The organism is Robertmurraya kyonggiensis (genome assembly GCF_005116465.1).
GTDB classification, from domain to species: domain Bacteria; phylum Bacillota; class Bacilli; order Bacillales; family Cytobacillaceae; genus Robertmurraya; species Robertmurraya kyonggiensis.
The window spans coordinates 888590-901569 of sequence record NZ_SWBM01000001.1; the positions used below are offsets into that span (position 1 = coordinate 888590).

Below are 12980 nucleotides of genomic sequence, written 5' to 3' on the forward strand. Positions count from 1 at the left end.
TAAAAAAATGATTTTTCGGACCAAAATTAAAGAGGGGTGTGATTTCATGAGTGAGGAACAATTAGAAAAGAATATCGAACAAGGACGGGTACAGGATATAGCTCAAGAAATTCAAATAACGATCGATAAACTTTCCCAACAAGCAGATAAAGTTAGTTCAGATGCTCATGAAATACGAAAAACATTTTGGAATGATGTAACGGTGAACATCGATGAGCCAGATGACTTCGAAGAGACATTTTGGAGCATTAGGCAGCAAGTTGAACTTTTATCGGAAAGAGAAAGAAGTGAGAAACAACTCGATAAGCAAATCCGTACACTCTTTAGATTAAAAGGTTCTCCTTACTTCGGCCGTGTAGATTTTACCGAAGAAGGGGAAGTGAGTGAAACGATCTATATTGGAATCGCCTCTTTTATGGACCGAAACGAAGAAAATTTCTTAATCTATGATTGGCGTGCACCGATATCTAGTCTTTATTATGATTATCCGCCTGGTCCTGCTAAATATGAAACGCCTAGTGGGATGATTGAAGGGGAAATGACGCTTAAACGACAATTCATTATCCGCAACGGAACGATCGAAGGTATGTTTGATACAGGTGTGACGATTGGTGACGAACTCTTACAGGAAGTGCTCGGAAAAAATGCTGATGCACAAATGAAAACCATTGTGGCGACCATTCAAAAAGAGCAAAACCAAATTATTCGTAATGAGAAAAGCAAATATTTAATTGTTCAAGGTGTTGCAGGTAGTGGGAAAACCTCTGCTGCCCTTCAGCGCGTGGCGTATTTACTGTATCGACACCGGAGAACTTTGTCTTCAAAAAATATTATGTTGTTCTCACCAAACCCATTGTTCAATAGTTATGTTTCGACCGTACTTCCTGAACTTGGTGAAGAAAATATGGCACAGACTACTTTTCTTGAGTACTTGAGCAATAGGATTGGTAGAGGGTTAGAGCTTGAGGATTCCTTTACACAGCTTGAATATTTATTAAACAGTCAAGAAACGGAAGAATACAAAACAAGAGTGGACAGTATTCGCTTAAAATCGAGCATTGATTTTAAAAAGATATTAGATCAATATATTAAAGCTTTAAGTGAAGATGGGCTTGAGTTTAAGAGCATTAAATTGAAAAATGAAATCCTTCTTTCAGGAGAGGCCATTAAGGAACAATTTTATTCCTTTGATAGAGACATCTCTATTCGTAATCGAATTGAGGATTTAAAGGAATGGGTCGTTAAGGAATTAAGAAAAAAGAAGAAGCTAGAGCGGAGAAAAGATTGGGTTAAAGAGGAAGCCCAGTTTTTAGACAAAGAAGATTTCTTAGAAGCTTTCCAAAAGCTTGAGGCTAAGCGTAAAGATGATAAAGAATCCTTTGATGATTTTGGCTATGAAGAAAAACTTCTAGCTGAAATCGTTGTTAGCCGCTATTATAAACCGATCATGAATCAAGTGAAGCGGTTAGCGTTTATTGATTATCCAACAATTTATAAAAACTTGTATCATACACTTGGGGACAAGTGGGTTAAAGTGAGTGAATATACGATAAGAAGTCTTGAGAAAGAAGAAATATCTTATGAGGATGCTACTCCATTTGTCTATCTGAAGGATAGGCTTGAGGGAGCGATTACTCGTTCCTCTATTCGTCATCTGTTTATTGATGAAGCGCAGGATTATACACCTTTTCAAATAACGTATTTGCAGGAACTTTTTCCTTATAGCAAAATGACGCTCTTAGGGGATATTAATCAAGGCATCTATTCCCATTCGAATGATGCTGAATCCTTTTTACCTGAGGAAATGCAGGGAGATGAAGAGCGAATTATTCTAACAAGAAGTTATCGTTCAACAAAACCAATTGTGGAGTTTACACGCTCGATTTTAAAGGATGGAGATATGATTGAACCGTTTAATCGCGAAGGTCAAATGCCAACGATGACGATGGTTTCTTCTGGTCGAGAGACCCTATTGCGTAAAATTGTTGAAACCATTAAAGAACAATCATCCACTTACCAAACGGTTGCTATTATTTGTAAGACTGCAAAGGAAAGTGCTGAAGTATATGCCCACTTGAAATCAGAGGTTCCAGTCCGATTAATTGAAAAAGGGACGATTTCATTTGAGACTGGCATTTTAGTTATACCAAGCTATCTTGCGAAGGGAATCGAATTTGATTCAGTGCTATTGTATAATGTCGATATGTATCAACGAGAAAGTGAAAGAAGACTTTTATACACAGCCTGTACAAGAGCCATGCATGAGCTTCATCTCTTTTCCATGGGAGAAGGAAGTGCGTTATTGATGGAAAGTATGGATTATATAGAGGTTAGATAATTTGTTTTGAACGATGAAACCTTAGTGGTTTCATCTTTTTTTGTTTGGGGAAGGAAGTGGTGGTTTTGGTTTATAAGCACCTCTAAATGAAAATTTTCCCAAAATGTATTGAAATTTCTCTTTATTGGTGTAAAATTACACTAAAAGTACAAAAAGAAGGTAGGGGGATTTCTTGCAACCACTATCAAGAGAAGAGAGAAAACGCATTGTTCAACAAGAATTAGTACAACTACAAAGAGAAAACTATATTACCTCTAGTGTGTATGAAGGAGTTACGAAAGCGCACCACCAGTTTTATGCAGACTTAGAAGCAAAGGAACAACAAGAGAGCATATCGACTGCGCCAGTGGTACAAGTAACAACAGAAAAGAAACTGATACCACAAATTAAAAAGCCTGAAAAAATAAAAAAAACGGAAGAACAAATCAGAGAGAGAAATATTACATGGCTCCTAAACCTAGGGGTGATTCTCCTGTTAATCGGTGGACTATACGTTGCAACAAGTAATTGGGCGACAATGTCGAGCGTGACAAAGGCTGGTGCAATCGGATTAATTTCTATCTTGTTTTATGGCATTGCCTTTGTATCGAAAAGAATCCTTAAAATTGATAAAACAGCTTTTGCGTTTATTGTGCTCGCAAGCTTGTTTTTACCTATCTTTTTATTATCGATTGGATGGTTCCAACTATCTGGTACCTACTTATCTATTTATGGAGAAGGAAGATATCTATTTGGTTTCCTTAGCAGCATTGTGCTACTACCAGTCTATGTTCTTATAGCGAAAAAATTAAAGTCCAGATTATTCGTCTGGTTTTCTTACATAACATTAACCATCGCAATGGGATTTCTCCTTGCAACATTCAAATTAGGAGAGGATAGCTTCTTTCTTGGAATGATGCTTTTTCAAGCGGTCTTAATTTTCTTCTATCACCGTATAAAAGGAATCGAGAAATACAAAATCTTCACGAAAGAATTTGTATACTACGCTCAGTTTAATTTAATCCTAACAACCTTACTCATGCTTGTTCTTTTCAATTCTCATGGGTACTTAGGATTCAATATGATATTAACGGCAGTTATCTATTTATCCATGGTCTATGTAAGTGGAAGAAAAGAATTTCACTTTGTTTTCAGCGCCACGCTTGTGTATGGTGCCTATCAACTTATTGAAAATACGGTGCCGAATCAATTAAGTCCATTATTATTTGCGGGCATTGGATTCATTTTTCTGCTTGTTCCAAGGGTACTTGGCGATCATTATCCGTGGAAAAAGATTTTCACCTATACAAGCAGTGTCGTATCTGGATGTGCCTTTCTTTTTATAACCTTTCAGGCTATTACAATCAATTGGGGGAATGCATCCGTTGTACTATTGCTTGCTTATGTAGTGATTGCTGGGAACTTTTTATATTTAAGCAGTACAACGAAAAAAATCCTATTTCGTTATCTAACCGCCGTCTTCTTATCAGTAGCTATGTTTGAAGGCGTACTTCTCGTTGACCAAGAAATAGACCTACAACCGTTTGTTTTATTTGTATTCTTGATTGGGTGCATTCTATTTGCTGGAATCGGTGTGTACGTGAAGGGGAGACTACTTGAAAGCATTAAGCAGCCTGCAAGAGACGTAGGTTGGGCCTATATGTTTTTATCGATTTTTATTGCTTTCACCATGTACGAATGGTGGGAGCTTGGCGTTATGCTTGTCCTAATCAGCGTTTGTGCATATTTGACCCTAGAAAAAGAAACGCGTTTAGAAGTAAAACCTCTTGCAGAATGGATTATTCCTTTATCACTCGGTTTAGGGGTTGTTTCGTTTGCGGAGGAGTTAAGAGGGTTCTGGGCTTTTTACGAACAAGAGCTAGGAATTGCAACTCATGGTATTCTAGCAAGTATCGTGTTAATTTTTGCTTCTGTCGCTATTAAAAACAACCAGTTAAAAAGAAACAGCTTCTACGTTGCTCAAGGTTTCTATACTTTAGCATTAATTGCCGCTACGTTCCTCCCGATCAACGGGGAGTGGGTACGTCCACTTACCTTCATCGGAGGCATCGTAATGTACAGTTGGCTTTATCGAGTCACAAAATTAAAGTATGTAACGTATGTAGTTAGCGGAATTTCCTTGATGACGTATTTTACGATCTTAAGCTCGATAGGGGAGCTTGGTAGACTACATCTAATCGGCGGAGCCATTATTCTATTGGCAGTAGCTTTCTATATAAAAAATCGTGAAAGGCATTACTACCAGGCGTTCGCTTTAGTTGGCCATGTCTACTTGCTAATTGCGTTATTGTTAGCAATGTTTATTTTCGGAAAAGAATCGGTATGGAGCTTCCTCATTAGTCTTGTTATTTATGCAGTAAGTACAAAGCTGGTAGAGAGAGAATGGAAGCGGAAGGTATTCCTCTATAGTGCTTTTACGATGGTTTTTGCGATTTTTGCAACAGCGATTGAGTATGGAGAAAATCTTGATGGTGAGTATGCCTACCTTTTAACAAGTGTTGTCTTAACAGGATTTTGGCTGTTAGCCAATGCTTCGTATAAAAAAAGAATGATTTACTATCTTGTCGCATTTTCTTTGTTAGGAATCCTTGCATTTCTAAATATGTATCCATACAAAACTATCCCATTCGTAGTAACTGTGTTGTATGCTATCGGACTATTGCTCATTCTTCACCGAAGTAAATGGGATTTCGTTGCGATACTACCAAGCCTATTTATTTATATGGGCACCTTACAATATTTAATTTACCAGCCATTTGCATCAATTCATGAACTATGGATTCTGGCTGGGCTAGGAATGGCCTTTCTCATTGCAGGAAAATGGTGTTACCGTCAGTTGTATGAACAACATGAAGGAGAAGTGTCGTTCTCGGTTGATGCATATACGTTGATAGCGGTTTTCTTTTTTGGAACAATGTATGGGTTCGAACAACCCACGATATGGTCAAAGCTACTTCCAGGCTTATTGATTGTATTAACATTATGGCTTCAAAGAAAAAGAGTATCTGTGGAACTCCAATGGATACCCACATTCTTAGCGGGTGCGTATTTACTACAACCGTATTACGCTTTACTTGGCGAGGTTTCAATACATCCTCTTTTGGTAAAAGAGGCGTATGTGTTACCATTTATCATGCTTTTAATCTATTTACAATTTTGTCTAAAAGGAAAATACAAAGAGGTCGTAACGTATTTGCAGTGGGGTATTTTGCTTGTGGTATCAGGTGTGCTCATCATTGACGGACTTGAAACTTCAACCATTTACGATGCATTAATAGTGGGAGGCTTATCATTAGCGTCCTTACTTGCAGGTGTTTTCCTAAAAATAAAATCGTATTTCTTCGTCGGTTCAGGAGTCTTATTGCTAAATGTATTCCTGCAAACTAGACCCTACTGGGGTAACCTTCCATGGTGGGCATATTTGCTCATTGCAGGTTCGATACTGATTGGAGTAGCCAGCTCAAACGAATGGAATAAACAAAAAGCTGCAAGAGGAGAAAAAACGTTTATTTCTACATTAAAAGAAAGTGCCATAAAAATGTGGAAGCAATGGAAATGATTGAACTACCCCCACCTAAAATCCATTTGGATTTTTGAGGAAGGGGATTCCTAAAAAGGCTACTAAAGAGTTTAGTAGACCATTGCCCGTTCAACTAGGCTATGTGTTTTCTACTTTTCACTTTTAACAAACCTTTTGCCTCAAAGTCTGAAAGAGCCCCTTGAGGAAAGAGTTGATTCATTGAGTCAATCTTGTCGTAGGCAAAAAGTTCTTTCCGATAGAACGCGTGTTTACGAACATCGGATAGGCATGATGAAATCCACTTCCACTGCGCCCAGTGTTGTAGACCTGCTATCTTCTCTGGTAACAGGGAATGCAACACTGGTGGAAGTGTTTCTTTAAATCCCATTGCACGACGTGCAATCACATATGAAGCTGCTTGGTGAATCGAGATTCCCATACGCTTCATGTATTTGATTTTGCCAATTTGGGAGGTGTAGGCTGAATTCACATCAAACACGGCTACACCCATTTTCTCCGCCCGGTTTTTAATGGCAGAAATCATTTTATTGTAGGCAAAATGACTCATCGCTTTATTGGCTTTTCTATTGCCGTATGGTTGAGAAACTTTGGATTGGGTGGTATTTAATTTTTCCAATGCAATGGGCTTATTTAACTTCATTGCTAAATCAACAATGACCACTGCCTTGTTTTCAATCATTTTCGTGATTTGTTCAGACGTTTTCCCTTCCAAATCGAAAGAAAACACACCTGATTTTATCAGTTGCCCTGTTGTGTTGATATTGGACCATGCGATATGGTCTACATTAAGATCCAGACCTAATAAGCCGTCTGCACGACTATCATTTTTATGAGGATTCCCTGGCACATCAACTATGCATTTGAAAATATAATAGTCCCCATGATCTTCAACAGACCATGCAATGGGGTTGCCGTATTTCTTTTTGTTTTTGCAGCTCATCTGTGTTTCAATTGCGTGGTCAATCTGTTCTTGACCATATGGAAACACAAGATTATCAATTATGATCTCAGTACCATTCGGGGGTGTGAAATGAAGTTCTCGAGTCTCTGGAGTATAACAAAAGACGAAATTGCCGACTTTGGCATCTTTTCGACCACTAATGGTTATTTGATTGTATCGAGACCGTTCCCAATCTTTTCGCCATTGCTCATGGTCGTTTTGATAGTTTTCTTTTGTGTGTTGAGCCTTGAATAACTTTTTAGTGCCAAAAACTACACTGTTAATACTATTTTTTAAACTTTTCAGCTGTTTTTGCAACCTATCTAATCTGAATTCCAGCCGACCTAATTTACTTTTAAAAAAAGCGATTTGAACATTTAAATAGTCATGTTCAAATTGATAAGCATGATAGTATATGTCAGCTCTATATTTAAATTGCACCACAAAAAAATAACCAAATTGTTGTTCTCTGGATGTTTGATTGAATTTCGGACTTCCGTTTACACCAGACCGTTTTTCTAACACTTGTGTTTGGAACGAGAATTGTTTGGCACGACTAAACAAAAGATGGGCATGAGAAATAGAATTTGTATATTCTTCAGGTAATGTATCTTTGTATATACGATTAGAAAAATAGGCTTTCATCATTTCTCACCCACCTCGAAAAGAACACTTGTTCTTAATTCTATTTTACCAAACACTCATAACTTTGTCCTTTGATTTTTATTTAATTTTGAAAATAGACACAAGAAAAGCGATTCATCTCTTCCCTACGTTGTTGAGGAAGGAGTCTTCTCGCTAGTGTTGATATAGAGAACCCCACAACAATGAATGTTGTGGGGTTCGTCTATTATGAGAAGAAGAAAATTCCCATTAATGAATAAATAATGACCGTTGAAAATAGAACTGTCATATGGACAAGGGAAAAAACAAACATAGACTTTGCCCATGTGCTTGGATCCATCTTTTTCGAACCGTACATACTTAAAACAAGCCAACCAATACTCAAAATTAGAGCCACTAGCATAAGGCCGATACTTAATGTTCCGAACAGAAAGCTCATTAATATCATGATGACAAGGTATACGTTTGTCTGGATAAACGTTCTTTTAACCCCTTTAATTACCGGTAACATCGGAACTTTGGCGGCTTCATAGTCTTCATGACTGCGAATCGCAATCGCATAAAAGTGAGGCATTTGCCAAATAACTGTGACAAAAAATAATCCAATGATCGCAGGGTGAGTAATATCAGGTTGAATGGCAGCCCACCCGATTAGCGGTGGCATAGCCCCAGAAATACTGCCTATTTCAGTATTCCAAATCGTTCTTCGTTTTGACCACATGGTATAAGGTACGACATAAAAAAACACGCCGAGAAAACCTAGTAAGCCAGCAAGCGGAGTTGCTAAGGCGAGTATTCCAACCCCAAACACCGACATAAGGATGCTTAAGATGAGTACGGTTTTGGCTGAAATCTCTCCCGTTACGGTTGGGCGATTCTTCGTTCTCTTCATAACTGAGTCAATATCCCGATCGTATAGATTGTTAAAGGCTCCCGCAGCAGCAATCACAAGAGTTGAACCAATTAGGGCATAGACGATATTTGGGTAGACCTCGACCAAATCTTTTTGATAGGTGTATAGAGCGAGAGTTAACCCTGCAAACATCGGGATTAAGTTTGATTTAATGATACCTGTTTTCACCGTTGCTCCGATAATTTTGGATAACGGACGTTTTGGAAGTTCTTGAGAACTTAGATTTTCATTCATGACGTGAAATGTCCTTTTCGTTAAAATTTCTCTGCAGACTGCATTTATAGCACTAATATAACATTAGATAGTGTCACTTATTGTGATTAAAATCACCAATACTATTTTACCATCATTCTTTCAATAAATTAAGTAATTGGATGAAATTGCGAATAAGATTCATGTGAATAGTCCAAAATAAACCATTTTGTAGACTTTATTAATCGAGATGAAAGACAGTTCAGTCTATTTCATATTTCTGAATTTTAGACATACTTCGTCATAAATTTACAATAATATAATTATGTTAACTAGAGAAAGTGACGCCAAAAATTATCTTAAATACATCTCCAGTAAATCTGCAATTAATTGTACAGGTTTTTGAGTAAAAAAATGAAATAATCTTTTAAATGCCATTGCTGATCTATAAGTTGAGCCTCAACTTTTTCCCCTTCTGATTCTTTCATACATTTCTTAGCGAATTCTTTATCATGATTTTCCGAAAAATAATGTTGAGAATAGTAGGTAAGTTGAGTAGTGGATTCTTCAGCAGCACCTACATGGCTTGTACTGACTATAAAAATAGTCAAAAAGGCGATGCATAAAGATAGGAAGTGTCGAAACAATTTGTCCTCCTCCTTCCGTGTCATTTCAATATTTTATGAAATTTCGGAAGGAGGGGAATAGATTATATGGTGGAAAGTTTTTACATATTTAATATATTAATCTTTGATTGTGAGGCCCAGCATCATCGCGAATCCAATTGCTTGTTCAGAATTGACGATGCAGCCAGGTAAATCATCTAATTCAACCTGAATGGCTTGAAATGTAGAACTACTAATGTCTGTTCCTTTTAAAGTAGTTCGAGAAAAATTCGCATCATTCAAATCGCATTCTTGAAAGGCTATCTTATTGAATTTACATTCATAGAAATCTGCACTTCTGAGAATGCTGTTATCGAAAACCACTTGTTTGAAGCTACTATAGCCAAATGAGCTCAAATTCAAATTACAATTTTCAAACAAGACATTTGCAAAGGATGCTTCAGCTAAATTCACTCCTAATAATTTGCAGTTTTTAAATTCTGTTCGATGAATCACTGCTTCCATGAGGTCAGCATTTGAAAAATCACAATGATCAAAAATCACATCAGTTAAATCAATTTTTCGAGAAGAAACATTGTTAAATGTCACGTTTTGGAAGATGACTTGCGAAAACTTAATCTTGTCCAAATTCTCTAGTTCAACCGTGCAATTGGAGATAAGACAGTCTTCAATATAAGGATCATCATCATTGAAAATTTCCTCAAAGTTTACTGGAGTTAGATGAGCAGGAATTTTTGGTTGGTCAATTTTTGTGGCCATTTTTATCACCCTTATTTAAAAATAAATGTTTCAATACCTTCATTATAACTGAACAACACGATTAATAAATTTATTATATTAATATATTTCTAAAACCGAAAATATGTTATGAGATTGTTAGGAAATTACATGTTTATTACAGTTTTATTAAAAAGAACATAAAGAGAATACAACCTCTCGAAAGTTATAGACGTATAGAAATGGGGTATGGTAGTCTATAAAAGTTGTTGGGAGGTTGAATATGAAAAAACGAGAAGCTTACTATGATAATGCGAAATTTTTACTGATTTTTTTCGTAGTATTTGGCCATTTAATCCAATCATATATTCAAGAAGACAAATTTATTTATACCATTTACACAACTATTTATACATTCCATATGCCAGCATTCATCTTAATTTCAGGATTTTTTGCTAAAGGCATTCATAAAAAAGGGTACGTTAAGAAGATCACGAAAAAATTAATCATTCCGTATTTAATTTTTCAAGGGATATACTCAGTTTACTACAACTTTATCCAGGAAAATGAAGGGATTGTATTAGATCCATTCGTACCACAATGGTCCTTATGGTTCCTAATGAGCCTATTCTGTTGGAATCTCATGTTATTTGTCTTCACAAAATGGAAAGCTGGTATTTCACTTATCATGACTGTTGCTTTAGGTGTAATTGTCGGTTATTTTGATGAAATTAATAGCTTCTTGAGCTTATCACGTACATTTGTGTTTTTCCCATTTTTCTTAATCGGATATTACTTGAAAAAAGAACATTTTGAAAGGGTGAAGGCAGTAAAGTTTAAGTATTTATCATTGATCGTGTTGTTATCGATATTTGCTGCTGTGTATTTCCTTCCTGATTTCGAATACAAATGGCTGTTTGGCTCAAAACCATACGGGGAATTGGATGAAACAGGAGTTAATGCAGGAACGATTCGCTTAGGGGTTTACGCCGTTACATCTCTTGCAACTCTAAGTTTCTTAGCATTAGTTCCGAGGAAGCACTATTTCTTTACAAAATGGGGTACTAGTTCACTTTACGTCTATCTTCTTCACGGTTTCTTTGTCAAATACTTTAGAAACAGTGGATTAGAGAATATTCTAAGTGAATCAGAACAGATCATTGTTCTATTATTGTTATCAATACTACTAATTGCGTTCTTATCAAGTAAATTCATTCGGAAAATTGCACAGCCATTAATTGAACTAAGGTTCTCTTTTCCGAAAAAATATGTAGCCAACTTCGGGCAAAAAGATTAAATCATACATTGAATGACCATTTACTGGGAAAACTCCTAATAGGCAAAAATTAGGAGTTTTTTTGTATGAAAAATTATTTCTTTTTTATCATTCTTATGACAATCGTGTTTGGGACATATTCATGGACAATGTCAGCCTCTCGTGAGATCAATGTAGTTGCATTAGGAGATTCAATCACTTATGGGACGGGCGATTCAAAGAAAATGGGATATGTTGAAAGAGTGAAAACTCAGCTCGAAGAAAAAGAAGGCTTACCTGTATTTGTGAAAAATTATGGAGTGCCACGCCTGACAAGTGAAAATATATTAGAAAAGCTTGAGGATGCAACTATACTAGAAGAAATTAAGAAAGCTAATTATATTTTTCTCTACATTGGAACAAATGATTTTAGAAAATGGATAAAGCCAACAGGCGATAAGCTTACTTGGCATAACATGATGAAAGGCAAAATAATTTTTTCCGCGAATCTTCAAAAGATAGTAGAGAAAGTGCGAAATGAAAATAAGCTAGCTCAGATTTATGTGATGGGACTATATCATCCGTACACTGAATTCGATAACCAACAAGAAATTTTGAATATTATTGAATTGTGGAATCATGAAATGGTCAATGTAACACATAAATTTGAAGAGTCGTATTTCGTGCCAACTTTGGATGTATTTCTAAATAAGCCAAAAATGGAATATTTTCAAGATAAGATCCATCCGAATTCAGATGGCTACCAAGCGATTGCGGACCGAGTGATGGAGAGGATTATAGATATAGAAAAGAATAAACATTCTAGTTAAGAAAGTTGTCAGGGTGGCAGCTTTTTTTCTTATGGTCAAACAATAGTTTTATTGAAATAAGAAGTCTATTATAATCAGATTGTAAGCGGTAAAAAGGAAGTGTTAGCTATTATGGAAAAGGTTCATCAACAAAATCAATTAAAGGCCGATTGTGAAAATTGTTATGGGTTATGTTGTGTTGCACTTCCTTTTGGAAAGTCAGCAGACTTTGCTATGGAAAAAGAAGGAGGAGCACCTTGTCATAACTTAGAGTCAAATTTCCGCTGTAGCATTCATAATGAATTAAGAAACAATGGCTTTAAAGGGTGCACCGTCTTCGAATGCTTTGGGGCGGGACAAAAAGTTTCTCAGATTACTTTTCATGGTAGAGATTGGCGAGAAGATCAAAAAGTAGCAAAGGAAATGTTTGCTGTGTTTCCACTTATGCAACAGCTTCACGAAATGCTTCTGTATTTATATGAAGCTCGCAGTCTTGGGGCAACTAAATCGATACATAAAGAATTACAAAAAGCTTTGGATGAGACAGAGCAGATGACGAATTTAAGTCCAAAATCGATTTTAGATTTAGAGATACATATTCATAGAACAAGAATTAACGAATTATTATTACGAGTAAGCGATTTAGTTCGGGCAAAATTTAATAACAAAAAATCAAAAAAGGATCTAATAGGTGCAAAATTAAGAGGAGCTAATCTTAAAGGAAGTAATTTTAGAGGTGCATGGCTAATTGCGGCTGACCTTAGGGAAGCTGATATGTCTATGTGTGATTTCATTGGATCTGATTTGAGAGATGCGGACTTAAGAGGAGCGAATCTTACAGGGAGTATTTTTCTAACACAAGTGCAGGTTAACTCCGCTAACGGGGACATCCATACGAAACTACCGGATACTTTAAAATTACCTCCACATTGGCTCAATTTCAAGTGAACGTTTAGCTTTATTGTTACGCCGAACTATTCGTTACGCCAATAAAGCTAAACGTGAGAGAGAAGAGCTTCTCTCCA

Annotated in this window: 9 protein-coding genes; 5 read left to right on the forward strand and 4 right to left on the reverse strand. The window is 36.4% G+C overall.

The features are described from left to right. Positions 1-46 precede the first annotated feature (46 nt). Positions 47-2338: an RNA polymerase recycling motor HelD gene (helD, locus tag FA727_RS04425; protein WP_136829502.1), complete on the forward strand. Its 2292-nt coding sequence runs from the start codon at positions 47-49 to the stop codon at positions 2336-2338. A gap of 172 nt (positions 2339-2510) precedes the next feature. Continuing rightward, positions 2511-5897: a hypothetical protein gene (locus tag FA727_RS04430; RefSeq protein ID WP_136829503.1), complete on the forward strand. Its 3387-nt coding sequence runs from the start codon at positions 2511-2513 to the stop codon at positions 5895-5897. A 94-nt stretch (positions 5898-5991) separates the two neighbouring features. Here the strand turns inward: FA727_RS04430 and FA727_RS04435 are convergent, their stop codons facing one another. From FA727_RS04435 to FA727_RS04450, 4 genes are all read right to left on the reverse strand, one after another. Further along, the gene (locus tag FA727_RS04435) at positions 5992-7467 is read right to left on the reverse strand and encodes an IS200/IS605 family accessory protein TnpB-related protein (protein ID WP_246041682.1); all 1476 of its coding nucleotides are present in this window, start codon (positions 7465-7467) and stop codon (positions 5992-5994) included. Between the two features lie 202 nt (positions 7468-7669). Further along, the gene (gene cyoE / locus FA727_RS04440) at positions 7670-8590 is read right to left on the reverse strand and encodes a heme o synthase (protein ID WP_136829504.1); all 921 of its coding nucleotides are present in this window, start codon (positions 8588-8590) and stop codon (positions 7670-7672) included. Positions 8591-8934: 344 nt separating this feature from the next. Further along, a complete protein-coding gene (locus FA727_RS04445) occupies positions 8935-9195 on the reverse strand; it encodes a hypothetical protein (RefSeq protein ID WP_136829505.1) in 261 nt (86 codons plus the stop codon). A 96-nt stretch (positions 9196-9291) separates the two neighbouring features. Beyond that, positions 9292-9933 carry a pentapeptide repeat-containing protein gene (locus FA727_RS04450; RefSeq protein ID WP_136829506.1) on the reverse strand — a complete coding sequence of 214 codons (642 nt, stop codon included), beginning with the start codon at positions 9931-9933 and terminating at the stop codon, positions 9292-9294. Between the two features lie 241 nt (positions 9934-10174). Here FA727_RS04450 and FA727_RS04455 point away from each other — a divergent pair, with 241 nt between their 5' ends. The 3 genes from FA727_RS04455 to FA727_RS04465 all read left to right on the forward strand — a co-directional run bounded on the left by FA727_RS04455 (position 10175) and on the right by FA727_RS04465 (position 12903). Continuing rightward, the gene (locus FA727_RS04455) at positions 10175-11188 is read left to right on the forward strand and encodes an acyltransferase family protein (protein WP_136829507.1); all 1014 of its coding nucleotides are present in this window, start codon (positions 10175-10177) and stop codon (positions 11186-11188) included. A gap of 65 nt (positions 11189-11253) precedes the next feature. Further along, positions 11254-11976, forward strand: a complete 723-nt coding sequence (locus FA727_RS04460) for a GDSL-type esterase/lipase family protein (RefSeq protein WP_136829508.1) — start codon at positions 11254-11256, stop codon at positions 11974-11976. 111 nt (positions 11977-12087) lie between these two features. Further along, positions 12088-12903, forward strand: coding sequence for a pentapeptide repeat-containing protein (locus tag FA727_RS04465; RefSeq protein WP_136829509.1), 816 nt, complete (start codon positions 12088-12090; stop codon positions 12901-12903). The last annotated feature ends 77 nt before the right edge of the window (positions 12904-12980 follow it).

What these genes read in the sequence shown, in the direction of transcription:
- helD (WP_136829502.1), top strand. Translation starts at nt 47, where the DNA reads ATGAGTGAGGAACAATTAGAAAAGAATATCGAACAAGGACGGGTACAG.
- FA727_RS04435 (WP_246041682.1), bottom strand. Translation starts at nt 7,467, where the DNA reads ATGATGAAAGCCTATTTTTCTAATCGTATATACAAAGATACATTACCT.
- cyoE (WP_136829504.1), bottom strand. Translation starts at nt 8,590, where the DNA reads ATGAATGAAAATCTAAGTTCTCAAGAACTTCCAAAACGTCCGTTATCC.
- FA727_RS04450 (WP_136829506.1), bottom strand. Translation starts at nt 9,933, where the DNA reads ATGGCCACAAAAATTGACCAACCAAAAATTCCTGCTCATCTAACTCCA.
- FA727_RS04455 (WP_136829507.1), top strand. Translation starts at nt 10,175, where the DNA reads ATGAAAAAACGAGAAGCTTACTATGATAATGCGAAATTTTTACTGATT.
- FA727_RS04460 (WP_136829508.1), top strand. Translation starts at nt 11,254, where the DNA reads ATGAAAAATTATTTCTTTTTTATCATTCTTATGACAATCGTGTTTGGG.
- FA727_RS04465 (WP_136829509.1), top strand. Translation starts at nt 12,088, where the DNA reads ATGGAAAAGGTTCATCAACAAAATCAATTAAAGGCCGATTGTGAAAAT.